The 26,757-nt window shown below is 36.9% G+C and carries 24 protein-coding genes, 1 tRNA gene and 2 pseudogenes; 25 read left to right on the forward strand and 2 right to left on the reverse strand.

The features are described 5' to 3' along the window. Positions 1 to 9 precede the first annotated feature (9 nt). The 6 genes from tmk to D7I46_RS12560 all read left to right on the forward strand — a co-directional run bounded on the left by tmk (position 10) and on the right by D7I46_RS12560 (position 5,280). The gene (gene tmk / locus D7I46_RS12535; protein ID WP_120773179.1) at positions 10 to 645 is read left to right on the forward strand and encodes a dTMP kinase; all 636 of its coding nucleotides are present in this window, start codon (positions 10 to 12) and stop codon (positions 643 to 645) included. Between the two features lie 469 nt (positions 646 to 1,114). After that, a complete protein-coding gene (locus D7I46_RS12540) occupies positions 1,115 to 1,990 on the forward strand; it encodes a DNA polymerase III subunit delta' (protein ID WP_120773180.1) in 876 nt (291 codons plus the stop codon). Positions 1,991 to 2,269: 279 nt separating this feature from the next. After that, the gene (locus tag D7I46_RS12545) at positions 2,270 to 3,046 is read left to right on the forward strand and encodes a PSP1 domain-containing protein (protein WP_120773181.1); all 777 of its coding nucleotides are present in this window, start codon (positions 2,270 to 2,272) and stop codon (positions 3,044 to 3,046) included. After that, a complete protein-coding gene (gene yabA / locus D7I46_RS12550; protein ID WP_120773182.1) occupies positions 3,039 to 3,365 on the forward strand; it encodes a DNA replication initiation control protein YabA in 327 nt (108 codons plus the stop codon). Before D7I46_RS12545 ends, yabA begins: the two co-directional genes overlap by 8 nt. Further along, on the forward strand, positions 3,365 to 4,237 hold the full coding sequence (rsmI, locus tag D7I46_RS12555; protein ID WP_162930916.1) for a 16S rRNA (cytidine(1402)-2'-O)-methyltransferase: 873 nt from the start codon (positions 3,365 to 3,367) through the stop codon (positions 4,235 to 4,237). Before yabA ends, rsmI begins: the two co-directional genes overlap by 1 nt. A 200-nt stretch (positions 4,238 to 4,437) precedes the next feature. Continuing rightward, positions 4,438 to 5,280 carry an amino acid ABC transporter substrate-binding protein gene (locus D7I46_RS12560; protein WP_120773183.1) on the forward strand — a complete coding sequence of 281 codons (843 nt, stop codon included), beginning with the start codon at positions 4,438 to 4,440 and terminating at the stop codon, positions 5,278 to 5,280. A gap of 252 nt (positions 5,281 to 5,532) precedes the next feature. Here the strand turns inward: D7I46_RS12560 and D7I46_RS12565 are convergent, their stop codons facing one another. Continuing rightward, a complete protein-coding gene (locus D7I46_RS12565; RefSeq protein WP_120773184.1) occupies positions 5,533 to 5,724 on the reverse strand; it encodes a hypothetical protein in 192 nt (63 codons plus the stop codon). Between the two features lie 206 nt (positions 5,725 to 5,930). On the opposite strand from D7I46_RS12565, the gene mvk reads away from it, so the two are divergent. From mvk to D7I46_RS12600, 7 genes are all read left to right on the forward strand, one after another. Then, complete coding sequence (gene mvk, locus D7I46_RS12570; protein ID WP_120773185.1) at positions 5,931 to 6,863, forward strand: mevalonate kinase; 933 nt, start codon at positions 5,931 to 5,933, stop codon at positions 6,861 to 6,863. A 359-nt stretch (positions 6,864 to 7,222) separates the two neighbouring features. Beyond that, the gene (locus D7I46_RS12575; RefSeq protein WP_120773186.1) at positions 7,223 to 7,798 is read left to right on the forward strand and encodes a dihydrofolate reductase family protein; all 576 of its coding nucleotides are present in this window, start codon (positions 7,223 to 7,225) and stop codon (positions 7,796 to 7,798) included. 404 nt (positions 7,799 to 8,202) lie between these two features. Beyond that, on the forward strand, positions 8,203 to 8,472 hold the full coding sequence (locus tag D7I46_RS12580; RefSeq protein ID WP_120773187.1) for a hypothetical protein: 270 nt from the start codon (positions 8,203 to 8,205) through the stop codon (positions 8,470 to 8,472). Positions 8,473 to 8,861: 389 nt separating this feature from the next. Next, positions 8,862 to 9,818 carry a diphosphomevalonate decarboxylase gene (mvaD, locus tag D7I46_RS12585; protein ID WP_120773188.1) on the forward strand — a complete coding sequence of 319 codons (957 nt, stop codon included), beginning with the start codon at positions 8,862 to 8,864 and terminating at the stop codon, positions 9,816 to 9,818. Beyond that, positions 9,805 to 10,773 carry a mevalonate kinase family protein gene (locus D7I46_RS12590; RefSeq protein ID WP_120773189.1) on the forward strand — a complete coding sequence of 323 codons (969 nt, stop codon included), beginning with the start codon at positions 9,805 to 9,807 and terminating at the stop codon, positions 10,771 to 10,773. Before mvaD ends, D7I46_RS12590 begins: the two co-directional genes overlap by 14 nt. Then, the gene (gene fni, locus D7I46_RS12595) at positions 10,773 to 11,816 is read left to right on the forward strand and encodes a type 2 isopentenyl-diphosphate Delta-isomerase (protein WP_120773190.1); all 1,044 of its coding nucleotides are present in this window, start codon (positions 10,773 to 10,775) and stop codon (positions 11,814 to 11,816) included. The genes D7I46_RS12590 and fni overlap by 1 nt, the downstream gene beginning before the upstream one ends. Before the next feature lie 118 nt (positions 11,817 to 11,934). Continuing rightward, complete coding sequence (locus tag D7I46_RS12600) at positions 11,935 to 12,543, forward strand: superoxide dismutase (protein WP_120773191.1); 609 nt, start codon at positions 11,935 to 11,937, stop codon at positions 12,541 to 12,543. Positions 12,544 to 12,595: 52 nt separating this feature from the next. Here D7I46_RS12600 and D7I46_RS12605 read toward each other — a convergent pair whose 3' ends face one another. Next, positions 12,596 to 13,255, reverse strand: coding sequence for an FMN-dependent NADH-azoreductase (locus D7I46_RS12605; protein ID WP_120773192.1), 660 nt, complete (start codon positions 13,253 to 13,255; stop codon positions 12,596 to 12,598). Between the two features lie 231 nt (positions 13,256 to 13,486). On the opposite strand from D7I46_RS12605, the gene D7I46_RS12610 reads away from it, so the two are divergent. The 12 genes and pseudogenes from D7I46_RS12610 (at position 13,487) to ligA (ending at position 26,391) form a co-directional block, all read left to right on the forward strand. Beyond that, the gene (locus D7I46_RS12610) at positions 13,487 to 14,419 is read left to right on the forward strand and encodes a helix-turn-helix transcriptional regulator (RefSeq protein WP_120773386.1); all 933 of its coding nucleotides are present in this window, start codon (positions 13,487 to 13,489) and stop codon (positions 14,417 to 14,419) included. 95 nt (positions 14,420 to 14,514) lie between these two features. Next, entirely contained in the window at positions 14,515 to 15,855 is a 1,341-nt protein-coding gene (locus D7I46_RS12615; protein ID WP_120773193.1) for a DEAD/DEAH box helicase, read from the forward strand. A gap of 305 nt (positions 15,856 to 16,160) precedes the next feature. Next, positions 16,161 to 16,757, forward strand: coding sequence for a YdcF family protein (locus D7I46_RS12620; RefSeq protein WP_240424449.1), 597 nt, complete (start codon positions 16,161 to 16,163; stop codon positions 16,755 to 16,757). 62 nt (positions 16,758 to 16,819) lie between these two features. Then, complete coding sequence (locus D7I46_RS12625) at positions 16,820 to 17,569, forward strand: MurR/RpiR family transcriptional regulator (RefSeq protein ID WP_120773194.1); 750 nt, start codon at positions 16,820 to 16,822, stop codon at positions 17,567 to 17,569. Positions 17,570 to 17,829: 260 nt separating this feature from the next. After that, on the forward strand, positions 17,830 to 18,156 hold the full coding sequence (locus D7I46_RS12630) for a PTS sugar transporter subunit IIB (protein WP_120773195.1): 327 nt from the start codon (positions 17,830 to 17,832) through the stop codon (positions 18,154 to 18,156). A gap of 326 nt (positions 18,157 to 18,482) precedes the next feature. Further along, a complete protein-coding gene (locus tag D7I46_RS12635) occupies positions 18,483 to 18,833 on the forward strand; it encodes a PTS lactose/cellobiose transporter subunit IIA (RefSeq protein WP_120773196.1) in 351 nt (116 codons plus the stop codon). Between the two features lie 368 nt (positions 18,834 to 19,201). Further along, complete coding sequence (locus D7I46_RS12640; protein ID WP_120773197.1) at positions 19,202 to 19,930, forward strand: MurR/RpiR family transcriptional regulator; 729 nt, start codon at positions 19,202 to 19,204, stop codon at positions 19,928 to 19,930. A 385-nt stretch (positions 19,931 to 20,315) separates the two neighbouring features. Next, positions 20,316 to 21,652: pseudogene (locus D7I46_RS12645) on the forward strand (PTS sugar transporter subunit IIC). A 97-nt stretch (positions 21,653 to 21,749) separates the two neighbouring features. Beyond that, positions 21,750 to 23,185, forward strand: a pseudogene (locus D7I46_RS12650) (6-phospho-beta-glucosidase). Between the two features lie 607 nt (positions 23,186 to 23,792). Next, positions 23,793 to 24,050, forward strand: coding sequence for a hypothetical protein (locus tag D7I46_RS12655; protein WP_120773199.1), 258 nt, complete (start codon positions 23,793 to 23,795; stop codon positions 24,048 to 24,050). A 150-nt stretch (positions 24,051 to 24,200) separates the two neighbouring features. Then, positions 24,201 to 24,271: transfer RNA gene (locus D7I46_RS12660), tRNA-Cys, on the forward strand. A gap of 59 nt (positions 24,272 to 24,330) precedes the next feature. Next, positions 24,331 to 26,391: an NAD-dependent DNA ligase LigA gene (ligA, locus tag D7I46_RS12665; RefSeq protein WP_120773388.1), complete on the forward strand. Its 2,061-nt coding sequence runs from the start codon at positions 24,331 to 24,333 to the stop codon at positions 26,389 to 26,391. Positions 26,392 to 26,757 lie beyond the last annotated feature (366 nt).

Raw genomic sequence — 26,757 nt, forward strand, 5'->3', positions numbered from 1 at the left:
ATAAAGCCTATGAATGGAATTTTAATCACCCTTGAGGGTCCAGATGGCGCTGGTAAAACAAGTGTTTTAAAAAATATCTTGCCTGAATTAGAGAAAATGAATCAAGAAGTTGTTGCCACACGCGAACCTGGTGGTGTTCGGATTGCTGAGGAGATTCGCCAAATCATCCTGAGCCCTGAAAATAGAGAGATTGACTCTAAAACAGAACTAATGTTATTTGCGGCTGCACGCCGTTTGCATATGCAGGAAAAAATGTTGCCTGCTTTGCGAGAGGGTAAATTGGTTATTGTTGACCGATTTATTGATTCATCAGTAGCTTACCAAGGCTATGGACGTGATTTAGGTGTTGAGGTGGTTCATTGGCTGAATGAATTTGCGACAGATGGCTTGAAGCCTGATTTAACACTATATTTTGATATTGATACAGATATTGCTCTTGCGCGTATTATGAAAAATCGTTCAGAAGAAGTTAACCGATTGGATCTTGAGCGTGCAGAAATGCATCGTAAAGTTCGCCAGGGCTATCTTGAGATTGTAGCAAAAGAGCCTGAACGCTTTGTGAAGATTGATGCAAGTCAGTCCCTTGAAAAAGTGACTGTTGATGCATTAATGGCAATAAAAGAAAGATTTAATAGCAAATTTTGAGCTGTTTTGTTAAAATTCGATAGAACTTTATACCACAGGTGTCCATACGCCAAGCGTCCACTCGTTCTAAGTTGCTGAAGCAACAAGACGAAATGGCTCGCTCTATCTCCGCTTCACTGCGCTGTCAATTTTCGCTATGACACAAAAGTGTAAAGTGTCTAGTTGAAGTCGCAACTCGCTGAAGCGATAAAGCGAGGTGACTAGTGGTAACTGCAATTTAGCGTAGGTGTGTGGTACTAGTTGTACGCTATAAGGTTTGTCAATCTGTTGTTGGCTTTTACGGCGGATTAGCTATAGTTAAGCAGCTCAAATTATTTCAGGTTTGAGCTGACCAATCCTGAAAAATACTGACAGAAAGTTGTTAGTTTAACACGACTGGATAGAAAGCGTTAAATCGGCAGATAAAAGTATTGTCAGTGAGCATTTTTGATATTCACTGATGAGAAGAGTGGTAGTGAGAGAGGTTTTAATGGAGATAGCTGAAATACAACCCCAACTTTTTGGTCAATTTTCTACGATATTGCGGCAGAAAAAATTGAGTCATGCCTACTTGTTTTCAGGTAGTTTTGGTTCTTTTGAAATGGCAATTTGGTTAAGTCAAGCGATATTTTGTGAAAATTTGACAGATGGAATTCCTTGTGGGCGGTGCCGTCCTTGTAGACTTGTTGTTAAGCAGGAATTTGCGGATTTACATCTCATTGTGCCAGAAGGACAAACGATAAAAACAGCACAGATTCGGGAGTTAACGCAAGTTTTTTCAGAAGCTGGTTATGAAGGAACAAGGCAGGTTGTTTTGATTCGTGATGCAGAAAAAATGCATCCGAATGCAGCGAATGCTTTATTAAAATCTATCGAGGAGCCTGAGAGTGATGTCGTTGTATTTTTGTTAACAAATAATGAAAATATGATATTGCAAACGATAAAATCTAGGACACAAGTGATTACATTTCCCAAAAATACCTTGTATTTACAGGAACTTTTGGAAAAAGAAGGAATTTTACGAACCCAAGCGGAGCTTCTTGCGGAAACTTCTGATTCATTAGAGACTGCCCTTAGCATTTCGCAACAAAGCTGGTTTATCGAGGGACTGAAGAAATTGCAGCAATTTGTAAAATTGTTAAAAACATCAACTGATGAGACTTTTTTATATTTGTCAGAGCTGACAGATACTTTTGATGATAAAGAGAAGCAAGATCAGGCATTTGATTTACTTTTACAGCTGTTGGCTCAAGAAAAAATGAGTTCGCATCTTTTGAAAACGTTTAAAGCAGTAAGAATGTGGAGAAGTAACGTACGATTTGAGTCGTGTCTTGCTTTCGTGGTAATTGATGTTTATGATAATTAAGTTCACAGCACCAGCAGCTATGATACAACTTGATAGTTAAAGGGCAAGATTCTAGAGCATTAGAGAAAGTAAAGTGTAAGCTACTCTTTGAGTAGAATATTTCTTTATGCTTCTTGATGGTGAGACTCATAGCTTGTAATTGAGTTCTAAGCAGTCTTGCATCTTGATATAACTGAGTTCACATGATTAGAAATGAGTGAAAAAAGATAAACTTTATCATTGCTTACCAATCATGCTCACATCTTAGTATAATGGTGGCACAAAGCATCGGAGGATTAAATGATTTATGAAGTGAAATTTGAACATGGTGAAGCAAACGCTTTTGCAGAATCAGCCCTTGAGCTTGTAGCTCAAATGGGGGTTATAATGCAATCAGATAAAGGATTATTTTATGGTAAAATTATCCGAAGAATTGATGCGAATGTAGAAGCTTGTTTCGATGTGTTAAAAGAAGTTTCAACAGAGGATAGGAAAGAGATAAAATCACTTGAAGTGCAGTCTTTAGAAGCTAAGATAAAAGTTCGGGAACTGGTTAAAGCACAAGATTTGGACATGAAAGTGATTAATGTTGCTTATAACTTTGATAAAACTCAGTTGTTCATTTCGTTTACTGCGGAAAATCGTGTTGATTTTCGTGTTTTGCTGAAGGAATTAGCAACGACTTTTAAGACACGAATTGAGTTGCGTCAGATTGGAACGAGAGATGCGGCTCAACTTTTGGGAGGCATTGGTCCTTGTGGGCGCCCTCTGTGTTGCGCTAATTTTATGTATGAGTTTCCCAATGTGTCCATTAAAATGGCGAAAAATCAAAATTTATCTTTGAAACAAAGTAAGTTGAATGGACTTTGTGGTCGTTTGATGTGCTGTTTAACCTACGAGGATAAGTTTTATCAGGAAGCACAGAAGTTTTTCCCTGATTTTGGTGAGGCCGTTGCTACTGAAGAAGGTCATGGGAAGGTAGTTGGACTTAATATCTTAAAAAATCGTGTGAAAATCAGATTTGAAGAGTATAGCAAGGAATTTGATCTTGCGGAAATTGAGGTGAATCGTGGCTGAAAAATACGAAATTTTTGAACAATTGGGTGAATTGGAAAATACGTTAAATGCGACGTTGGCACAAGTGTCTAATATTCGTCAGGTATTAGATGCATCAATGACAGAGAATGCAACTTTACGCATGGAGCTTGAGAAATTACGTGAACGTTTGGCAGAATTTGAAAAGAAAGAAGTCAAAAAGAGTCAGACGAAAGACCAGCCCAATCCAAATTTGATTCAGATTTTTAACGAAGGTTTTCACGTCTGTCACTTGCATTATGCAGAGCGCTTGGCTGAGGGCGAGTCTTGCTTAGACTGCTTGGAGTTGCTATATCGATAATGGAAAAATTTAATATTCAGCGTTCATTTAAAGGTGAAAAAGTAGCAGGAAAGCTCTATCTAGTCCCTACTCCGATTGGAAATATGCAGGACATGACATTACGTTCGTTGGAAACGTTAAAAACTGTAGATTTAATCTGCTCGGAAGATACGAGAAATACGCTCCGTTTGCTCAATCATTTTGAAATCAAAGTGCCACAAGAGTCGTTTCATGAACATAATTCACACGAGAAGATTCCTAAGCTGCTTGAATTTTTGCATTCTGGAAAATCGATTGCACAGGTGTCTGACGCAGGAATGCCTTCAATTTCAGACCCTGGTCATGATTTGGTCAAGGCTGCGATTGCGGCTGAGATTGATGTGGTGGCCCTGCCCGGTGCTTCTGCTGGGATTACGGCTTTGATAGCGTCTGGATTGGTACCACAACCACATATTTTTTATGGCTTTTTACCACGAAAAAAAGGGGAACAACGGCAGTTTTTTGAGAGTAAGCTATACTATCCTGAAACTCAAATTTTTTATGAGAGTCCTTTTCGTGTGGCGGATACTTTGGAAAATATGAAGGAAAGTTACGGAAATCGGCACGTTGTTTTAGTGCGAGAATTGACAAAAATATATGAAGAATATCGGCGGGGGACGATTTCTGAAGTTTTGTCATCGCTGACAGACCAACCGATAAAAGGGGAATGTTTGATTATTGTATCGGGTGCTGATGAAAATGCTGTCAGTACTGACGAACTTGAATTGACTGCTTTAGAAGCTGTCAGTACACTGATTGCAGAAGGTTTGAAGACTAATGTTGCAATTAAACAGGTTGCTAAAGAGCGTGGCTTGAATCGTCAGGAGCTGTATGCTCAATTTCATGATTTATAAAAATAGAAACCGCCATAGTATTTTTTTATGGCGGCTTTTTTTAGTTTGTGTTAAGATAGTGTTTATATTAGCTTACGTTTGTGAGTGAACAGTAAGATGTAATATAATCGCTCAAATTTTTCTGTCAGTGCTGACAGTTTTTGATGATTATAACTTGAGTCACTGACAATACTTTGACTCAAATGTTGAAGGAGAAATGGATGAAAAAAATAAAATTTATAGCTGTTGCAACACTTGGGCTTGCTTCTATCTCTCTGCTCGTGGCTTGCTCATCTCAAAAGAGTTCAGGCGCAGCTAAAGATAAGGTAACAACGATAACTGTGGCGACTTCAGGAGACTCAAATCCGTATGAGTATACAACAAGCAGTGGGAAAATGACGGGCTTTGAATACGACATTTTGAAGCAAGCAGACAAAGATTTGAAAGATTATCAATTCAAATTCAAGGTTTACGATGATAGTGCCATTTTAGCAGCTTTGGATGGTGGTCGTGCACAGATTGCTGCAAATAATTTTGGTAAAACAAAAGCGCGTGAAGAAAAATATTTATTTAGTTATCCAGTTCGTCAAGGGATTGATGCGATTTTCTCAACATCAAAAGAAAATATCACAAAAATTTCACAACTTGCGGGCAAAACAACAGAGATTCCGACAGGGACAAACTATGGAGATATGTTTGAAACGTGGAATAAGAATCATCCTGACAAAAAAATCAATGTTAAGTATAGTCAGCGTCCACTGACAGATCGGCTGTCAGCAATTGCATCTGGTCAGATTGATTTCTTATTTGCTTCAAAATCTGCTGCTGAAAATTTGGTAAAAGAACACGCCATAACAGGTTTGGTGGATACTATTCCAACCGACTTGGACAAACAACCAGAATTTAAAACATATGATTATTTTGTGCTTGACAACAGTCAAACTAAACTTCAAAAAGCTTTAAACACAGAACTTAAAAAGCTTTACGAAAATGGCACGCTGAAAAAACTGTCAGAAAAATATTTCCATGACAGCCACATCCCAGCTGCTGACCAATTTCAATAAGTTGAAAATTACTGACAGTTTTTTGTCAGTAATTTTTTGTTTTGGAATATTTATTTTATGCTAGTTTACCTTTAAATCTATGTAAACGGATCTAGTGGTACTGTCTTTTCTTCTTATCATTTTGTCTTGATAACTTTGTTGGATTACCATTTCACCAAGCACCATAGCGAATCAAGTTGCAAGGCACTAAAGTACCGAATTTGTACCCTTCTAAGTAGGATGATTACTAAAACTTTTAGAAATCAAGCAGTATTAACAATGACCATCTACATTCTCATTTATCCATTGATTTTTCTCATCATCAAAAATACGTAAATGTTTGTCAGCGCAGACAAAGTTAATAATTTCTTTTCGATTTAACCCTGTTTTATCAATAGCTGAACGGATGGTAACGATTTCCATTTTTTCAAGTGCAAGACGTAATTCTTCTAATTTATTTTCCATAATTTTATTATACTTTATTTTGTCAGTACTGACAGAAATTTGTCATTGACGAATTTCATGGTAAAAGCTTGATTTTCGTGAAGAAATTTTATAAAATTGTCAAGTACGTTTTCGTATCTAACAGGTTAAATGTGATGAGCTATGCTACAAGGCGAAGTATTTAATCGGTGAATAAAGCTTTGCGTAAGCAGAGTGTCGGAGGCAAAATGACAATTAATAAAATGGGCATAGGAATTGCTCATTCCAAATTAATTTTGATTGGCGAGCACTCTGTTGTCTATGGACAGCCAGCGATTGCGCTTCCTGTCACAATCTTAAAGACAACAGTGACAATTACCGCTTCAAAATTTGGACAATACATTGAAAATAATGAATTTCGTAGAAGATTAGACTTGATGGGTGATGAGTTTGAAGGAATTCGTCAATTGATTATGCGTTTGCTTGCTAAATTTCATTCTTCAAGCATGCCATTTTCTTTAGAAATTGACTCAAATATTCCTCTAGGTCGTGGACTTGGTGCGTCAGCATCACTTGCGACAGCGATTACAAGAGCAATCTATGATTTCTTCGATACTGAACTTTTAGAAAAAGATTTAATCTTTTATGCCAATTTTTCAGAAAATATTACTCATGGTAAATCTTCTGGAATTGATGTGGCAACAGTCAACTCTGAACATCCACTTTGGTTCATCAAAGATGAAGCTATTGAACCGTTTGAGCTAAATCTCCACGGTTTTATCGTCATCGGAGATACAGGAGTTCATGGATTCACAAGCCAAGCGATAAATATTGTTAGAGAAAAACTAGTAGAAGAAAAGCAAGTGACACAAGCTTATATTGACCAACTTGGTGACTTGGCGAAAGCTTCAAAAAGTTTCCTCATGACAAATAAATTATCAGAACTCGGACAGGTCATGAATAAAGCACACTCCGTCCTATCTAGTCTCGGTGTTTCTCATCCAAGATTGGAAACTTTGGTTGATGTGGCGCTGAAAAATGGAGCGCTCGGAGCAAAGCTTACAGGTTCAGGGCTGGGTGGTGTGATGGTTGCCCTAGCTGAAAATGAAAAAGATGCGATTCGGATCAGCCAACGTTTGTTGAAAAGTGGTGCAAAAAACACATGGATTTACTCTTTTTAGCCAAGTGTTTAACAATTCAGAACTTATACTTAATGTTGCCTGTAAAGTAGTTTGTTTTAAATTTTTTATAAACAACTCAAAGATGAGTAGTATAAGAATTGGAATATTTTGGGAAAAGCTTGGTTCAATAAGTAAAAAACATTGCTTGACAGCAATGCTTTTTCATTCTAAGACATCATTGTATCAGTGAATCATCTGTTTCAAAGCTGTCGTTCAGTAAGCAGATTTAGCTAAAAAATAGTATGAATAATGTATAATTACAGAACTGATGCTGTTTAGCTTTTGAAATGTCCTAGTACATTTCTTGCGATACTGGAGAGCTAAGAAGAAAAGCAGATGTATTTACAAAGGAGAAAGTAATGCGTAAACTTGTTTTGTTTTTACACTCGTCATTGGACGGATTTGTTGAAGGCCCCAAGGGCGCGATGGATATTGGCTTTATATCTTACGATGCTGACTTGGAAAATGAGGCTAGAAATATTCTGAGTACAGTGGACACCGTGGTTTGGGGACGGCGTACCTACGAAATGATGTATAGTTATTGGCCAACCGTTCCGGAAAATCCTGATGCTTCGTCGTATGAGCGCAATCATGCAAAATGGATTGAACAAGTGGAGAAAATTGTCTTTTCAACTACTTTGGATGAAGTAAAATGGAATAATACACGCTTAGTGAAAGAAAATATTGTCGAGGAGATTCAAAAACTCAAATCAACATCAGGTGGTGACTTGCTGATTTTAGGGAGTCCGCGCTTAGCTCATTTTTTGATGGCACATGATTTGATTGACGAGTATAAAATTACAGTTTCTCCCGTCCTAGTAGGCGATGGTTTGAGACTGTTTGAAAAAGGAGTTCACCCTACAAAACTCAAATTAATATCACAGAAAACTTTTGATTCAGGTGCTATGAGTCTTGATTATAAAGTCCTAAGATAAGTGATGCTCTGGTTATCAGAGCATTTTTAGGTTTTAAAAGAGTTATTTTTCAAATTGACAAAACTTATTACATTTTTGTTATAATAAATTGGAAAACGCATTCACTAATAATTTGGTGAAAAGTAAATAACCCGAAATTTTCTATTTTTAGTTGGTAGGATAAGCATCATTTATAGATGATTCAGTGTACTTTAACGAATTTGCTAGTTGTCAACTAAGCATCTAGTTTATGGATATCTGTGGTATAAAATGCTCTTGGATTTTAAGGTGAGGCAGTATACTCACTATTTTGGTTTTTCGCAAGTATAGCTTCTGAATCATTAAACATGACGGAGAAAAATAGAGACATTGCTTTTGTTCTGCTGCAGAAAGAAAGTTTCTTGTATTTTGAAAAGGAGATTAAAATGAAACAATATTTTTTAACAGAGGTGGCTGGTGGAGTTGTTCAAGGACACGATTTTGGTTCGTCAAAAATGGCAACGGATTATTTTGACCAAGCACAAAAGATTTATCTACAAGCTGAATTTGTGAATTTAGTTCGTTTAAATATTGCTTTACAAAATAAAGAGGGAAGTGGAACAGAGATTGTTTTGAACAAGTATAATAACCAGCTCGAATCAGAATTAAAAATAAAATATCCAGAAGCAAAAATCAGTCATTTTGACCAGTTTTAAAAGGCTAATGCTATCATTAACTTTTTTATAATGTGGTTGTGTAAAAACTGAGTTTAATGTCTGAAAAAAGATAAATATTTCCAAGAAACTTCGTTTCTCTCCGAGCTTTTCTATTTTTCATCATTTCTTGCTAATCGTACTCACATCTTGCTATAACTGAGTTCGAAATACAAGTAGTTATGAGAAAAGATAAAATGGAATCTGTTCTTTGAGTAGAACCATATTTTTCTACACTTCTTGACGGTGTTGCTCACATCTTGTAATTGAGTTCGTCTGCTTAGAACTCAGGAAAATAGACAAAAGTCTCCAATGAGCAAAGCTCATCTCCGTCTTTTCCTAATTTTCATGAGTTCTGGACAATCAGCCTCACATCTTGATATAATAGTTTCATGAAAAATATTGTCACTGCTAGAGCGCATACGAATATTGCGCTAATTAAATATTGGGGAAAGTCAAATATTGACCTCAATCTTCCAACAACGAGTTCTTTGTCAATGACGTTAGATTCTTTTTATACAACGACTTCAGTGGAGTTCACGGATAAAGCTACTGACAGCTTGATTTTAAATTCTGTCAGTGCTGACAGTACTCGTATCAGTAAGTTTTTGGATATGATGCGCACTCAATACGATGATTTTCCAAAAATTTCAGTGATTTCTAAAAATCATGTACCAACTGCTGCAGGTTTGGCTTCAAGTGCTTCAAGTTTTGCTGCCTTGACCGCAGCGATGTTCGAAATTTTGGAGCTGGAAAAAAACAAACAAGAGATGTCCAGAATTGCTAGACGAGGGTCTGGGTCAGCTTCACGTTCTATTTTTGGAAACTTCGCAGTGTGGAATAAAGGCTGGGATGATGTGTCGTCCTATGCTGAGTCTTTCTACAATCAAGATATCGGTTTATCTATGATTGTTGCTGAGATTTCGGCTAATCAGAAGAAAATGTCTTCAACAAAAGGAATGCAACTTGCTCAAACAGCTCCTACTTACAACTCATGGGTAAAAAAATCAGCGCTTCAACTTGAAGAGATGAAATCAGCAATTAGTCAAAAGGATATTGAAAAAATTGGTCTAATCGCCCAAGACAATGCGTTAGGGATGCATGAACAAAATCGCTTATGTCAAATACCATTTGATTATTTTACCAATCAAACAAGACGAATTATTGATTTTACTAATTACTGTTACAATAGCGGCTTGCTCGCATTTGTCACTATTGATGCAGGACCAAATGTAAAAATTATAACAGATAGAGCAACTGAGCAGAAACTCTTAACCCGATTTCGTGCTGAATTTCCAGAAATGACTTTTGATGTGGCTCACGCTGGAGGCGGCTATGAATATCTCTAATAAATCTGTTACGGTAAGGGTACCAGGTAAGCTGTTCTTTGCGGGAGAATATGCTGTGACACGTCCTAACGGACTTGCGCTTGTCACAACAATCGAAACAGATTTTGCTGTGAGGATTTCCAAAAGTGAAGGAAAATCGCGTTTGCACACTAATGTCAACCTTCATGATTTTGAATTTACGCTCTCTCATATAAGCTTTGACAAAGAAAATGCATGGAATTTTGCACTGACAGCTCTTTTAAAAACGTTGTCAGCGCAAATAAGAAATCTGTCAGCACTGACAGAAGAAATTTGTGTGGAAATACAAAGTGAAATGGGTTTTGGGGAGCAAAAAAAAGGCTACGGTTCAAGCGCGTCCGTTGTTTGCGGTATGGTCAATGCAGTAAACGAATATTTTGGTTTAGAGCTTGCTCTGGAGGAACGTTTTGAAATCGCAGCAGCCACGCACTTTGAGGTTCAAGGTAGTGGTTCAATGGGGGATATTGCAGCAATTATGTATGGTGGGAGTGTTTTTTATCAAAATCATCATCGAATTATTCCTGTAGAAATTCCGTGGAAAACTTATGTTCTCCAAACGGGAAAATCAGCTAAAACGAGTGAAAAGCTAAAAATTGAACTGTCAGAAGATTTTTTTGTAGCATCGGATGAATTAGTTATTGAGATTGCCACAGCAATTGATATCAACGATTTTGAGTTATTTAAAGAAAAATTACTAGAAAATCAGTTGCTTTTATTAAAAAATATTCCAGATGGCTATATGACTTATAAATTGTCAGTAGGTTTAAACTTGGTAAATAGCCACCCTGAACTAGCTGGTAAGATTTCAGGAGCAGGATTCGGTGAGAATATTATTATCTTTGCAAAAAGTGATGAAAACATTGATAAACTGCGCGAACGATTAAAGAATTATGAAATTGAATTGATAGAATCAAAGATTTCAATGAGAAATAAATAATGAAAAACGAAAAAGACATTCACCAACATCGCAAAGATGAACATCTTTCATTGGCTATTAAATATTGGAGGGAGGGAAGGAATCAGACTTCTGGTCTGGCTTTTTCTGATCTGCGCCTGATTCCCAATACACTTCCAGAACTTGCAATAGATGATATTGACTTGACGACAGAACTTTTTGGTGTAAGATTTGATTTTCCGTTTTATATTGAAGCTGTGACAGGTGGTACTGAGCGAACGAATAAGATTAATCAACAGTTTGCGCAAGTGGCTAAAAACCAAAATCTTGCAATGGCGGTTGGCTCTCAGTCTATCGCACTAAAATTTCCAGAGCTTGCCAGCGGATTCAAAAAAGTTCGTGAAATTAATCCAAATGGTTTTTTATTTGCTAATCTTGGTGCGGGACATTCACTGGAAAATGCTAAACGAGCGGTTGATATGATTTCGGCTGATGCATTAGAAATTCATGTGAATACAGCGCAAGAACTACCAATGGATGAAGGAGATCGAAGTTTCTATTGGTTAGAAAATATTAATGAGGTTGCTACAAGATTAGAAGTTCCTGTTGTTGTAAAAGAAGTTGGTTTTGGTATTTCTCAGAAAACATTTAGACAACTTTCTGAAACAGCTATTTCAGCAATTAATGTTGGTGGTAATGGCGGGACAAATTTTGCTTGGATTGAACGCAGGCGCGGAAAAAATGGATTTAACATTGATGAATTTGGCCTATCAACAGTGGAAAGCTTGTTTGAGGCAAAATTTGCTGACAATAAAAAACCATTGATTGCGACAGGAGGAATTTCCTGTGCGCAAGATATTCTGAAAAGCTTGATTTTGGGCGCAAAAATGACAAGTTCAGCCGGTTTCATCCTGTCAGTACTGATGGAATCAGGTTCTGAAGCTGTGGAACAGATGTTGAAAAATTGGAAGCAAGATTTGGAAAAGTTTTGTGTGCTGACAGGTTCGAAATCACTGACAGAGCTTCAAACAGTAGAGTTACTATACTCAACGAACACATTGAATTTCATTCAACAACGAAAATAAGCAAATTATTTGGAAATGGAAGCGAAATCAACTATAATGTGAATAGAATTAAAATAAAATGAAGAGCTGAGATTCACAATAGAGTGAACAGTTCCCCATATTTTAAAGGAGAATGACCATGGCATTTACATTACCTGAACTTCCATACGCACACAATGCGCTTGAACCTTTCTTTGACGAAGAAACAATGCGTCTCCATCATGGAAAACACCATCAAACTTATGTGAATAATCTTAATGCAGCGATTGAAAAGCATAATGAACTTGATGACAAAACGCTCGAAGAATTGCTTACAAACTTAGACACGATTCCTGAAGACATTCGTACTGCTGTTCGTAACAATGGTGGTGGTCACTTGAATCACTCAATGTTCTGGGAATGGCTCTCACCAAATGGTGGTGGTGTTGCAACAGCAGAAATCGGTGATGCGATTACAGCAAAATTTGGTTCATTTGAAGAGTTCAAACTTCAATTTAAGGCAGCTGCAACTGGCCGTTTCGGTTCTGGTTGGGCATGGCTTGTTGTTAAAGACGGTGAACTTGCGATTACATCAACTGCAAATCAAGATAATCCAATTTCAGAAGGTGCGAAACCAATTTTGGGTCTTGATGTTTGGGAACATGCATACTATCTCAAATATCACAATGTTCGTCCTGACTACATTGAAGCATTCTTCAACCTTATCAATTGGGATAAAGTGAATGAACTTTATGCAGCAGCTAAATAAAGATAAAAAATACTGACAGAATTTCTGTCAGTATTTTTTGTTTTGTCAATAATCATTTATCATAGAGACGCTTAAATGTAACGTCCAAATCATAACTAGCCCGCTCTAAAATCTCCTGTGCTGACAGAAAAGCAGTACCCTCTGCACGAACGATATCAAAAGAGTTATAACCCATTATCTCAGAAAAAATCGTTTTGAGGTACTGCGGTGCAAAGTCAAGATGTCGATAAAAGTCGTTGTTGGTATAGATGGAACCACTAGCAAAAAGAAGTAGAGCGCGGTAGTCGTTAGTCATTAGACCAACCGAAACTTTGCCATTTGAGAGTGGCGTATCCAGATAACGAAAGGTTTCGCGTGCAATCATGAGATTGTCAATATAGTTTTTCATGCGTGAAGTCACATTGAAATTATGCAAAGGAGAAACTAGCACCAAGCGATGGTGTGCTTTGAGTTGTGTGAGCAGAGTTTCTGACTGTTTAGCAAGCGCTATTTCTTGCTCAGTGAGTGGCTCTTTTGTTGCTTGTTTGTTCCAAAGAGTTAGGAGATTTCCTTCTTCAATACGAGGAATATCAGTTTCGTAAAGATTGAGAACGGTCAAATCTTGCTCAGAAAAGTTTTCGAAAAATTTCTTTTCAAATAAGTCTTGAAGCTGGTTTGAAAAATGACTGTGATTTTCAAAATCAGGATGGGCATTAATCAATAAAGTTTTCATCTAAAAAATCCTCTTTTCTTGTGATAAAATAAGTATAACTCTTAAAGGTGCCAAAATAAGGCACTAATAAAATGAAAGAGAAAATTTTGAAGGGAGCTTCGTTTGTTCCCCTTGAAGTCATGAAAAAGATCCTCTGTTGTCCATTCTTACTTCATTGCTAAAGCGATTAGTCGAATGATAACTGAAACTTGGGTTTTTCATAACTTCAAAACAGTCGAACTCACATTTTGTATGAAAAAAGCAGAACGTCTTAACCAAGAACTTATTTTTTTGAGCAATAAACACAGCTTTCAGCTCAAAGATTTAATGAATGAATTTCATATTTCCAAGCGCACGGCGCTCAGAGATGTAGAGGAGTTAGAGCGCATTGGATTACCGCTTTACACTGAGAGTGGACGTTATGGTGGTTATCGTCTGCTTAATCAAAAATTATGGATACCTGTCTATTTTAGCGATGAAGAGGTAGAGGCAATCTTTTTTGCACTTAATGCCTTGAAACTCCTGTCCAGTACACCTTTTGAAAGGTCTTATCCTCATATCAGGCAAAAACTTTTGGCGACTTTACCGAAGAGCCAACAAGAAAATCTTGAACGATTGCTTGGAGTTGTTCATTATTATGGTGTAGCTCCAGTCAAACATCCAGCCTATCTATCGCTGATTTTGCGGGCTATTTTGGAAGAAAAAGTGCTCCACATGATTTATCACCAGCACGGAAGAGAAATTGTTGACCTGCAAATTTATGAACTATTTTATCGGGATGGGATTTGGTTTTGTAGCGCCTATGAGATGAATCAAGGGAAATGGGGGACTTATCGTTGTGATGATATGGCAGATTGTGAGTGGGCTGAGGGTTTTCAGACTTACTCACTTGCAGAGTTGAAAGATTTTCAAGAGAAATATGAAAACAACTATCACAACATCCCTTTTCGGTGTCGCTTGACAGAGTTTGGCCGAGAGTTATTCTTAAAGCATCATTATCCTAATATGTTTTTGGAAGAAAGAGAGGGGATTAGCTATCTCACGGGTGGATACAATGTGGAGGAACTTGATTACATGACGCACTATCTCTGTTCTTATGGTCAACATCTAGTCATCGAATTTCCCGAAAATCTAAAGGCAAGTTATCTGGAACAACTCCGAAAAATGCAGACATTGCAACAATAAAAACAAGTATCTTAAAAGTTTATTTTCTGTTATAATAGGTTGAAGTCCCTTCCATGGATAAAATAAGGCATAAAGCCGATGAATGAAAGAAAAAAATGAATTTTACAGACTTTAATTTTAAAAAAGAAATCAATCAAACATTGGAAAGCATTAATTTTCAAAAACCGACAGAAGTACAGGAAAAATTAATTCCGATTGTGCTTTCTGGACGTGACCTTGTAGGTGAATCAAAGACAGGTTCAGGAAAAACGCATACTTTCTTGCTTCCAATTTTTCAAAATTTAGACGTGACATTAAACGAAGTTCAGGCAGTCATTACAGCACCATCAAGAGAACTTGCAACTCAAATTTATAAAGCAGCTCAAGAATTTGTAAAAATCAATCCATCAATTCGAGTATCAAACTTCGTGGGCGGGACAGACAAAGCTAGACAAATCAAGAAATTAGAAAATGGTCAGCCACATATTGTTATTGGTACACCTGGACGAATTCATGACCTTATCAAGTCTGGAGCTTTGATTGTCTATACAGCAAATACTTTTGTCGTGGACGAAGCAGATATGACGCTTGATATGGGCTTTTTATCAGATGTTGATAATATTGCATCAGCCTTTGGCAAGAAGGTTCAAATGCTAGTTTTCTCAGCAACAATTCCTCAAAAATTACAACCTTTTCTTAAAAAATATTTGCATAATCCAGTGATGCAAACGATTGCAAATAAAACAGTGATTTCAGATACTATTGAGAACTGGCTTATTTCAACAAAAGGAGCCTCTCATAATCAACTTTTGTTACAAATTTCCCAAGCGATTAATCCTTATATGGCAATGATTTTTGCCAATACGAAAGGTCGGGTTGATGATATTCATCATTTCCTAGTGAGCAATGGACTTAAAGTGGCAAAAATTCATGGTGATATTCCTCCACGGGAACGCAAACGTATCATGAATAGTATCAAAAATCTTGATTATCAATATGTTGTTGCAACGGATATTGCAGCGCGTGGTATTGATATCGAAGGAGTCAGTCATATCATCAATGATGAGATTCCAAAAGATCTTACTTTCTTCGTGCACCGTGTTGGACGTTCAGGACGTAATGGACTGACAGGAACAGCGATTACTCTATACAGTCCATCCGATGATTCAGCGATTCGTGAAATAGAAAAAATGGGTGTCACTTTCCAACCTAAAGCCGTAAAAAACGGTGAGATTGTTGACAGTTATGACCGTGACCGCCGTGAAAAGCGTGAGAAAAAACGGGACGAAATCTCGTTGGCTACCAGAGGTGCATTAGCCAAAGGTAAAAAGAAAGTTAAGCCTGGCTACAAAAGAGCTATCAAATGGCAAATCGAAGAAGAAAATAAGAAAAAACGTCGTGCAGAACGTAATAAAAATGCACGTAAACAACGTGAAGGTCGTAAACAAAGTTTTTAACCCATCAAATGGAGGAATTAGCAGCACTATCTCCGCTTTACTGCACTGTCGATTCTAGCTATGGCACGAGAGAAGTGCCTAGTCCGAAGTCGCAACTCGCGACGTGCTTTGCACGTCGTTCTACGAACGTTCTCATTCATATACAAGCAGAGCTTGCAACGGTAGATGCAAAGCGATAAGGCAAAATGGCATTCTACTGCCTTAGGCTTTTGTGCTTTATTGCTTGGTCGTCATACCTAGAGGTTGTACTCTAACATTGGTAGAGGGAGAAAGAGCTATTATCAATAAAGTAATCACTTTAATTTATGATGAAAAAAATATTAAAAATTTTAGTTGTTGTCATTAGTTTAGGGATTATCTATGCAGTGGTTTGTTTCGGATTAGTGCTGACAAAAATCAATACTCGTCCGTCAGTGCTGACAGGATATCAGACCATTCTAATCTTAGGAAGCAAAATTGATGGAAACGACTTACAACATTCTAAACCAGCTCAGATGACTAGAGATCGATTAGATGCAGGGATAAAGCTAGCAAAACTTAATCCGGAAGCTAAAATCATTGTTACAGGTTATAAAGCTTCAAGTGAAAATGTCAATGAGTCTGCTGGTATGGCAAAGTATTTGGAAGATAATTCTGTCAGTGCTGACAGAATCATAAAAGAGCCAAAAGCACGTAATACCTACGAAAATTTACGCTATTCAAGTCATTATTTTAAAGGTAAAGTTATCTTAGTGACCAGCGATTTTCATTTAGAACGAAGTTTAGTTTTAGCTGAAAAACAACATTTGATTCATGTTTCAGGATTTGCCGCAAAGACGACATTAAAAAATAAGTTGGAGATTTTAAGTGCTTATTTTCATGAAACGTTAGGACTAGGTCGAGCTTTGATTTTTGGTCATTAACATGAGCTAACTTACTTAATAAGTATTATTTAATTTCATATATTCTACACGAGAGGAAAAATATGTTTCAGCCTGAACAAATAAGTAAATTAAACGATCTCGAAACGCTTGTATTTGATTTTATTATTAAATCACCTGAACAAGTACAGCAGATGACTATTCGAGATTTAGCAAATCATGTTCATGTTTCAACTTCGACAATTGTTCGTCTTTGTACTAAGCTTGGCTTTGAAGGTTGGGCAGATTTAAAATTTTATCTAAAAAATCAGACGCGTGAGAAAACACCAGAGGAACAGCATTACGATAATATGCTTGAGTTCAATATGTTTCTCAGGAGAATGAATACAGATGCTTACCAATCTCGATTAAACAAAGCCGCACAAATGATTTCAGAAGCGGACTATACTGTATTTTTAGGATTAGGCACGTCAGGATCTTTGAGCGATTATGCAACAAAATATTTTGTTAATACAGGACTTAGGAGCTTTGTGATAACAGACCCATTTCAAGCGATTCAAGTAAAAGGGATTGGAAATATTGTAGCGGTTATTTTGTCCGTATCTGGTGAAACAGAGCAAGTAGTTAACAAAGAACTCGAATTTAAAGCGAGCGGAGCAAAAATTATTTCAATCACAAATCATGAAGATTGTACGGTCGCTAAATTAGCAGACCATCAACTTTCATACCATTTGATTAATGAATGGTCGAAACAATATCCTCTGGGTAATCTAACGACTCAACTTCCTGTATTAGCGATATTAGAGATTCTTGCTCATAAATCAATTGACTATCTTGTTAATAAAGACAAATAAGTATTTGAATTGTAGCAGTAAAATTCTGTTTCAAAATTAGAAACATATTTTAAGAAAATTTCTGCTTTATGCAGGAATTTTTTTTGCAAAAATGTGAAAAAGCTTAAAAGAATAAGAATTCTGAAGGATCATATTTTGTTTTTTTATTGGTTGAATTCCTAGTTTAATCAATTAGGTAACGCTTGCATTTCTAAAATGAAAACGTTATAATAATTTCATGGAAACGTTAATATGAAACGTTAAGAAAAGGAGAAATAATTATGGCAGAAAAAGTTATCGCACTCGCATGTGCCGCTGGTATGTCTACTTCATTGTTGGTTTCTAAAATGCAAAAAGCAGCAGCAGAGGGAGGAAAAGATTACGAAATTTTCGCTAAATCAACTGCAGATATTGATAATATGCTCGCTGGAACAGGTTCGCCAAAACCAGATGTATTGTTGTTAGGACCACAAGTTGCATTCATGAAGGGTGAAGTTGCCAAAAAAGCAGAAGCTGCAGGTGTTCCTATGGACGTTATCAAAATGCAAGACTACGGTATGATGCGTGGAGATAAGGTTCTTGCAGCAGCAGAAGCAATTATGAAATAGGATTCAATTTAACAGTTAAAAGTGAGGAGCGTTAAGCTCCTTTGCTATATCTTGGGTTTTGTAATTTGTTTTGACTTTTGAAACAAAAAATCCAAGTGATATACAATCAAAAATGAGCGATTTATTGCAGATATTCTGTAATGGATTGACTAAAATGTAGCAAATAATAAAGTTTTGAGCGTCTGAAGTTGTGGAGAACCTAATACCAAAATATTAGTGTCTGAATTCTAAACATGATATCTTAAATAACGAAAGTATAAGAATAGGAGTCAAGTTGAGATTTTATAATTTCAAAATAAGCGCTCTCACATTTTAAAGGAGAAATTATGAGTGATAAATACGAAAATCCAACCAGTGATGAATACATGGGAGTAGTAATGGGAATTATCATGAGTGGTGGTAATGCCAAAGGGTTGGCTTTTCAAGCGATTCAACAAGCTAAAGATGGTGATTTTGAAGCAGCTGAAAATTCATTGAACGATGCAGGAGAACAACTTCGCGAAGCTCATGATGTCCAGACAGACCTTTTGACACGTTTAGCTCAAGGGGAAAAAATTGGTTGGAATCTTTATATGGTTCATGCTCAGGACCATTTGATGAATGCGATTACTTTTAAAGACCTTGCGGTTGAAGTGGTTAACCAAGAAAAACGCATCCAAGCCTTGGAAAATAAATAATTCTTAAAAGTTGCGTCTAACGCAGCTTTTTTATACTAGCTCTACTTAAAATCCAAAAGGATATTATATCACAACTATTCATACGCCAGTATCCATTCAATCTATCTCGCTGCCCATGATAAAGTACCTAGTTGTTAAAGCAGCAAGGCGAATTTGTTCGATATATGAGTCGCAATCGCAATCTGCTGGAGCAATAATCTAAGAAAGGACTCGCTCATACTCATAAGGTGAAGGAGCTAACGTTAAATGATTAATATATCATTAATTATAGTTTTCGAGATGAGATAAATTGTTAGTGTGAAAAAATTTTTATCTTGTTTTTAAATAATTTATAGTAAATTTTATTCAAATCATAAAAGGAGGAAAATATGAGTTTTTTTGGGAATGTTGATTTTCAAAAACTAACCTACACCGAGCGTATAATTTATAGTTACCTACGTGATAATGTTGATAAAATTCCATACTTGCACGTTCGAGACGTTGCATCGGAAGCTCATGCTGGAACTTCTAGTGTTATGCGGTTAGTACATAAGATGGGTTATAATTCTTATACTGAATTTAAAGAGTATGTGACTAAGAAAAAACAGCTTGAAGAAGTAGAACCTAGTGCCTCAACACAATTTTCTTTAGATATTTTTCCAGAAAACTTCGAGCAACGTTTGGGTGAATTAGCACATCGAATCATAGAGAGCGATAATATTATATTTACAGGAGTAGGCTCCAGTGGTCTGATTTGTGACTATGCAGCCAGAAGACTCGCAGGAGTTGGAATTAATACTTTTTCATTTAGTGATGTGACTTATCCTATCACTTCAAAACTTCGTAACACGACAAATACATTAGTGATTGCATTATCTATTTCAGGAGAAACTAATGAGGTTATTGAGGTATTAAACAGTTTACGACCAAATAAAGATGTCTATATCTCGTGCATTACGCCAAAACTAAGTTCAACTATTGCCGAGCTGAGTGATTTTGTGCTTAATTATCGTGTCACTGAGCGTAGAATTAATACACATTATGATTTGACAAGTCAGCTCCCAACGGTATATCTTGCTGAAAGACTTACTGATTTGGTATATGAATTATCCGAGTAAAAGCCAAGCATGGCTTTTTCATTTTGGCTAATAAGCTAGCAATAATTTGTAGAAAAATTGAATGAAACGAGGATTTTAGTAAAAATATCTGTTCCAAAAACTTAGAATCATAAAACAAAATAACATTAAAAATAGATGACAAAAATAACACAAAGTTCTAAGAAGGCGAGTTTAAGAATAGTTTAAGATGACATTTTTTGGTACAAGATAATTCAAGTTTGGTACGAAACCTAATTGATGAAAACGCTTTGAATTTAATGGGAAACACTTGATAAGAAAGCGTTTTAATAATACAATGAAGATGTGAAAAATATGAGTGGAATATAAATATTGTTTGCTGGACAAGATTTATAGACCATTTAAAAGTAAAGGAGACTGTTCTAATATGAACAATTTTATTCAAACAAAAATCATGCCTCCAATGATGAAATTTTTGAATACACGTGCTGTTACAGCAATCAAAAATGGTATGATTTATCCAATTCCATTTATCATCATTGGTTCGGTATTCTTGATTCTTGGACAATTACCATTCCAAGCAGGTCAAGATTTCATGAACAAAATCAAGCTTGGCCCCTATTCTTACAAATTAATAATGCTTCATTCGGTATTATGGCGTTACTTGCCGTATTTGGGATTGCCTATGCTTGGGTACGCGATGCAGGATATGAAGGTGTGCCTGCTGGTTTGACTGGTGTGATTGTTCACATCTTGCTTCAACCAGATACTGTCCATCAAGTAACAAGTGTTACTGACCCAACAAAAACTTCAACTGCTTATCAAGTCGGAGGTGTTATTGACCGTGCCTGGCTTGGTGGTAAAGGGATGGTTCTTTCAATCATCGTAGGGCTTTTAGTAGGTTGGATTTACACAGGATTTATGCGTCGTAACATCACAATCAAGATGCCAGAGCAAGTACCAGCAAACGTTGCGGCATCATTTACAGCCCTTGTTCCTGCGGGAGCAATTATTACTTTGGCCGGTGTCGTTCATGGTATCACAACAATTGGCTTTAATACAACTTTTGTCGAATTGGTTTATAAATGGATTCAAACACCATTGCAACACGTAACTGACGGTCCTGTCGGAGTGTTTGTTATTGCTTTTATGCCAGTATTTATCTGGTGGTTCGGTGTGCATGGTGCTACAATCATCGGTGGTATCATGGGCCCATTGCTTCAAGCAAATGCTGCTGATAACGCTGCACTTAATAAAGCGGGTCATCTTGATCTCGCTCATGGTGCGCATATCGTTACTCAATCATTCATGGACCAATACTTGACAGTTACTGGTTCTGGGTTGACCATTGGTCTTGTTGTATTCTTACTTATTGGTGCAAAATCTGTTCAAGGTAAGACACTTGGTAAGATGGAAATTGGACCTGCGGTCTTTAACATTAATGAGCCTGTGTTATTTGGTCTTCCGATCGTTTTGAACCCAATCCTAGGTATTCCATTTATCTTGGCACCTTTGATTTCAGGTATCTTGACATATCTAGTTATCTATCTTGGTATTATTCCTCCGTTTAATGGGGCAGTAATTCCTTGGACAACACCTGCTATCTTATCTGGTTTACTTGTCGGTGGATGGCAAGGTATGGTATGGCAAATTATTATGCTTGCAATGACAGTTGTCCTTTATTGGCCATTTGCCCGTGCTTACGATAATGTCTTACTTAAAGAAGAAGCTGAAACAGAATCAGAACTTCATGCTGCAGAATAGTTTTTAAGGTAAAAAAGAGATGAGCTCAAGTATATCTTGAGCTTGTCTTGTTAAGAAACAAAAATTTAATAATTCTAAAAAATACAAGGGAGAAAATATGGCTTTACGTAAAGATTTCCTCTGGGAGGGGCTGTTGCTGCTCATCAACTTGAAGGAGGATGGAATGCTGGTGGAAAAGGACCTTCGGTAGCCGATGTGATGACGGCGGGAAGTAATGGTGTTGAACGACGTATTACGGATGGTGTCATTGCGGGAGAGAATTATCCGAATCATGAAGCAATAGACTTTTATCATCGTTACAAAGAAGATGTTGCTTTATTTGCCGAATTGGGTCTAAATTGTTTTCGGACATCTATTGCGTGGACGCGTATTTTTCCAAATGGAGATGAAGAAGAGCCTAATGAAGAAGGCTTGCAATTTTATGATGATTTATTTGATGAGTGCTTGAAAAATGGGATTGAACCTGTGATTACACTTTCTCATTTTGAGCTACCTTATCATTTAGTGACGGAATATGGTGGTTTCAAGAATCGTAAATTGATTGATTTCTTTGTTCGTTTTGCTGAAACAGTCATGACACGGTATAAAGATAAAGTTAAATATTGGATGACTTTCAATGAGATTAATAATCAAGCGAACTTTATGCGTGATTTTGCTCCTTTTACTAACTCAGGTTTGAAATTTCCAGAGGGAGCAAGTGATGTAGAACGTGAAGAAATCATGTATCAAGCGGCTCACTATGAGCTTGTTGCTTCTGCTAAGGTGGTTGAACTTGGGCATAAAATAAATCCTAATTTCCAAATTGGGTGTATGATTGCGATGTGTCCGATTTATCCAGAATCTTGTAAACCAGAAGATATGATGGCAGCGACTGTTGCGATGCAAAGACGTTACTGGTTTGCAGATGTCCATGTTCGCGGACATTATCCAAACTATTTAAAGGCATATTTTAACCGCAAAGCATTTAAACTAGACATTACGGATGAAGATATTACAACTTTAGCAAATGGATGTGTGGATTATATTGGCTTTAGTTATTATATGAGTTTTGCCATTAAGGACCATGATAAAGCGCCTTTCTTTGATTACAGTGAAGATAAAGATTTGGTCAAAAATAAGTTTGTTGAAGCTTCTGAATGGGGTTGGCAAATTGATCCATTAGGTTTACGGTGGAGCATGTCATGGTTTTATGAGCGTTATGAAAAACCACTTTTTATTGTGGAAAATGGTTTCGGTGCTGTAGATGAGTTAGAGCCTGATGGTACGATTCATGACCAATATCGCATCGATTATCTCAGCGCACATATTAAAGCAATGAAAGAGTCTGTTGAGTATGATGGTGTAGACTTGATGGGTTATACGCCTTGGGGCTTCATTGATTTAGTTTCTGCAGGTACTGGTGAAATGAAGAAACGTTATGGTTTTATCTATGTTGATAAAGACAACGATGGAAATGGAAGTTTAGCACGGTCTAAAAAAGATTCTTTTGCATGGTATCAAAAAGTAATTGCCACAAATGGTGAGAAACTCTGAAATTGATGTGACTTTTTTGTACTAGTTCTACTTTAAAATCTGATAGGAGCTTATACTCACAGGTGTCCATTCGCTCTAAGTCGCTGAAACGACAAGGCGAAGTGGCTAGTGTCAGCTGGCGTGTCATAGTGATGTTTTTGTGTCATGAAGTTATGGAGTAAAATCAATCCCTTGTTGATTTTTACGATGGATTTATCAGTAGCAGTAGAATTTGAGTCAAGATTTACTTTTGAGATATAAGAATATTCCATACGAGAAATTTAGTGATTAGTAGGGTAAAAGAGATAGAAACGATATTAATAAATTAAAAAGACGCTTGTTCGTATTTTTAATTTTAATTTTATTAAATTGTAATAAAACAATTCTTTTGAAAAACAAAAGAAGCTACACATAATCCAAAGAATACGTTGTAAATAGTTTTGGTTTTTAATTGGATGGAGAGATAAAGATTTTAATGCTTAAATGAAAAAAATGAAATTTAGATGTTACTTTTTTATCATTATATTTCAAAAGTGCGTAGGATGGAGTTGAGGAGGCTTTGACATATTTTTTCATTTTGCTAAAATGAGTTTACTAAAAGTGCTTGATGTACTGGAAAGGAAACGCTATGCAGGCAAAATTTAAAGGTAAGCTTGTGGATGTTTGGAAAATTTCTCACAGGCCAGTCTATGAAAATTGGGTAAAGCAAGCTTTTGAGAAGTCAATACTTTCTTGGAATGAGAGAAATCAAAATGTGCTGAATTTTGAATCGGGTGATTTGGCGCTTGTTGGTGATTTTCTAGTGAGAGAGCAGTCTGGAGAATTTCAAGTTGTGAGCAAGGAACGTGTAAGCCAAAAACTTGATATTTTGGAATTCAATATGTGACGGTGATTGTCGTTAGGGACAAATTAGGGTCAAATTTTGGATTTTGGTTATGGTAATTTAAAAATGTTTTTGAAAAAAATTTATTGAGGTTGCTAGTTGTAGTTCATGCTTGCCTTAAACTTAATTTTCCGCTATAATAGTTAATGTTGTGGCGGCGTAGTGAAGTGGTAACACATGGCTCTGCAAAAGCTTAATCGTCGGTTCAAATCCGATCGCCGCCTTAATAAAGCATACTCTCTTGGGTATGCTTTTTTTGATGAATTTGTGTTAAAATATGGACATGAATATCGAGTCAAGAATTAAAGAATTAACAGAGTTACTTAATAAATATGCTTACGAATATTATACGTTAGATAGGCCGTCTGTAGAGGATGATGAGTATGACCGCCTTTATCATGAACTTGTTGCATTAGAGAGTGATAATCCACAGTTGATACGGGCTGATTCGCCAACTCATAGGACTGGCGATGTGATATTGGATGGTTTTGAGAAGTTTCGGCATCCGTACAACCTTTATAGTTTGGGGGATGTTTTTTCTCGTGAAGAATTAGCGGTTTGGGAAGAACGTGTTCGTAAAGATATTCCTAATCCAGAATATATTTGTGAATTAAAAATTGATGGTCTTTCTCTCTCCCTTTATTATGAAGAAGGGATATTGGTTACTGCAGCGACACGGGGTGATGGTCTAGTTGGGGAAAATATTACTGAGAATGTAAAGAGGATAAAGGATGTGCCTCTTCAACTGTCTGAGCCGATTGATATCGTGGTACGTGGTGAGGCTTATTTGCCTAGAACGAATTTTTCTAAGTTAAATGCCGAACGTGAACTGGAAGGTTTGGCGGCTTTTGCTAATCCTAGAAATGCTGCGGCAGGAACATTGCGACAGTTGGATACAAAAGTTGTAGCAAAACGCGGTTTGGCAACTTTTCTCTATCAAGAAGCTAGTGATGCTACAAATGACACTCAAGAGGAGGTACTTGAGTATTTCGTGCGGCTTGGTTTTCAAGTGAATCCTGTGCGGAAATTTGCACGCAATATGGATGAGATTTGGGAATTTATAGAGCAAGCAACCCTGCTAAGAGATGAACTTGCTTATGATATTGATGGTGTGGTTGTAAAAGTAAACAATCTTGCACAACAAGAGGAACTTGGTTTTACTGTAAAAGCACCAAGATGGGCGATTGCTTATAAGTTTCCTGCTGAGGTTGCTGAAACAGAAATTTTAGATGTAGAGTGGACAGTAGGACGTACAGGAGTTGTTACTCCGACAGCAGTAATGACACCTGTGCTTCTTGCACAAACAGTGGTAGCTCGTGCAACTTTGCATAATGTAGACTATATCAAAGAGAAAGATATTCGTAAACACGATAAAGTATTGATTTATAAGGCGGGAGATATCATCCCTAAAGTGAGTCGTGTACTTTTTGAAGAGCGGGAGTCGGCTAAACGTAAACGTAAAAGACAGAGGGTCACAAGGACAGTTTGGACAAGGTTTGAAAGACGTATTGTGAGGAAATGGACTGTTTTTTCGGAAAGAATAGATAACCAGCTTGATATTCCAACGAAGTGTCCAGAGTGTGATTCGAAGTTGCTCCATTTTGAGGATGAAGTGGCATTGCGCTGTGTCAATCCTCTTTGTCCTGCGCAAATACGAGAAAAATTGATTCATTTTGCTAGTCGTGATGCGATGAATATCGTGGGACTTGGACCGTCGGTTATTTCACAATTATTTGATAAGAAATTGGTAGCGGATGTGGCGGATTTATATCAGTTGAAGGCTGAAAAACTGGCTGAATTGGACAAGATTCAGATGAAATCTGCTCAGAAAATTGTTGATGCGATAGGAAGTAGTCGTGAAAATTCTTCTGAAAAGTTACTTTTTGGTTTGGGGATTCGTCATGTTGGTGCAAAAGCTGCTAAACTACTCTTAGAGCGCTTTGGTAATTTACGACAATTATCTTTGGCAACTGAGGAGGAGATTGCGGAGATCCCGTCTTTAGGTGGGGTAATTGCGACAGCACTTACAACGTATTTTGCAACTGATGGAGCAAAGCAATTACTAGATGAACTTGAAAATGCCGGTCTTAATTTTAATTATTTGGGTGCTGTCAGTACTGATGGAATTTTATCAGGGAAAACAGTGGTGCTGACAGGAAAATTAATGACACTGAAGCGTGCTGAAGCTAAAGCAAAGCTTGAAAGCTTGGGAGCGAATGTATCGGGTTCGGTTTCTAAGAAAACAGACCTTGTGGTGGCTGGTGAGGATGCTGGTTCGAAGTTGGCTAAAGCTCAGGAATTGGGTATTGAAATTTGGTCAGAACAAGATTTGTTGGATTTGTAGTCTGTCAGTATACTGACAGAAGGTTTTTTCTATAACTCATCTGTTGTAAAAGTCATGACATTATTTTAACTTTATGGAGTAAAAATGTTGTTATGACAGGCGACTTACGCGTCGTTTTGCGAAATGGAGCTAGAGCGAGTGATTTCGTATTGTTGCTTTAGCAGATTGCCACTGCGCCTAAGACTTTAATGCTGTAGCGCGTATGGACAGCGGAGCGATGAAGTTGCAGAGGGAATCCATGGTATGACATCCTTCGGATTATAAAGTGGAATTAACTAGTATAATACTGTTTTATTTCTGAGTGTTTTTAAGAAGTGAAAAGCTTGTGTAGAATGCTTTCATAATGTAAGGGTTCAGCACGCGCTC

The sequence above is a fragment of the Lactococcus allomyrinae genome, assembly GCF_003627095.1.
Lineage (GTDB): Bacteria > Bacillota > Bacilli > Lactobacillales > Streptococcaceae > Lactococcus > Lactococcus allomyrinae.

Coding starts and splice junctions, on each gene's coding strand:
- mvk (WP_120773185.1), top strand. CDS start 5,931: ATGACAATTAATAAAATGGGCATAGGAATTGCTCATTCCAAATTAATT.
- D7I46_RS12625 (WP_120773194.1), top strand. CDS start 16,820: ATGTTTCAGCCTGAACAAATAAGTAAATTAAACGATCTCGAAACGCTT.
- ligA (WP_120773388.1), top strand. CDS start 24,331: ATGAATATCGAGTCAAGAATTAAAGAATTAACAGAGTTACTTAATAAA.
- D7I46_RS12630 (WP_120773195.1), top strand. CDS start 17,830: ATGGCAGAAAAAGTTATCGCACTCGCATGTGCCGCTGGTATGTCTACT.
- D7I46_RS12615 (WP_120773193.1), top strand. CDS start 14,515: ATGAATTTTACAGACTTTAATTTTAAAAAAGAAATCAATCAAACATTG.
- D7I46_RS12600 (WP_120773191.1), top strand. CDS start 11,935: ATGGCATTTACATTACCTGAACTTCCATACGCACACAATGCGCTTGAA.
- D7I46_RS12565 (WP_120773184.1), bottom strand. CDS start 5,724: ATGGAAAATAAATTAGAAGAATTACGTCTTGCACTTGAAAAAATGGAA.
- D7I46_RS12540 (WP_120773180.1), top strand. CDS start 1,115: ATGGAGATAGCTGAAATACAACCCCAACTTTTTGGTCAATTTTCTACG.
- tmk (WP_120773179.1), top strand. CDS start 10: ATGAATGGAATTTTAATCACCCTTGAGGGTCCAGATGGCGCTGGTAAA.
- D7I46_RS12640 (WP_120773197.1), top strand. CDS start 19,202: ATGAGTTTTTTTGGGAATGTTGATTTTCAAAAACTAACCTACACCGAG.
- rsmI (WP_162930916.1), top strand. CDS start 3,365: ATGGAAAAATTTAATATTCAGCGTTCATTTAAAGGTGAAAAAGTAGCA.
- D7I46_RS12620 (WP_240424449.1), top strand. CDS start 16,161: ATGATGAAAAAAATATTAAAAATTTTAGTTGTTGTCATTAGTTTAGGG.
- D7I46_RS12635 (WP_120773196.1), top strand. CDS start 18,483: ATGAGTGATAAATACGAAAATCCAACCAGTGATGAATACATGGGAGTA.
- mvaD (WP_120773188.1), top strand. CDS start 8,862: ATGAAAAATATTGTCACTGCTAGAGCGCATACGAATATTGCGCTAATT.
- D7I46_RS12610 (WP_120773386.1), top strand. CDS start 13,487: ATGAAAAAAGCAGAACGTCTTAACCAAGAACTTATTTTTTTGAGCAAT.
- D7I46_RS12605 (WP_120773192.1), bottom strand. CDS start 13,255: ATGAAAACTTTATTGATTAATGCCCATCCTGATTTTGAAAATCACAGT.
- fni (WP_120773190.1), top strand. CDS start 10,773: ATGAAAAACGAAAAAGACATTCACCAACATCGCAAAGATGAACATCTT.
- D7I46_RS12590 (WP_120773189.1), top strand. CDS start 9,805: ATGAATATCTCTAATAAATCTGTTACGGTAAGGGTACCAGGTAAGCTG.
- D7I46_RS12580 (WP_120773187.1), top strand. CDS start 8,203: ATGAAACAATATTTTTTAACAGAGGTGGCTGGTGGAGTTGTTCAAGGA.
- D7I46_RS12560 (WP_120773183.1), top strand. CDS start 4,438: ATGAAAAAAATAAAATTTATAGCTGTTGCAACACTTGGGCTTGCTTCT.
- D7I46_RS12545 (WP_120773181.1), top strand. CDS start 2,270: ATGATTTATGAAGTGAAATTTGAACATGGTGAAGCAAACGCTTTTGCA.
- D7I46_RS12575 (WP_120773186.1), top strand. CDS start 7,223: ATGCGTAAACTTGTTTTGTTTTTACACTCGTCATTGGACGGATTTGTT.
- D7I46_RS12655 (WP_120773199.1), top strand. CDS start 23,793: ATGCAGGCAAAATTTAAAGGTAAGCTTGTGGATGTTTGGAAAATTTCT.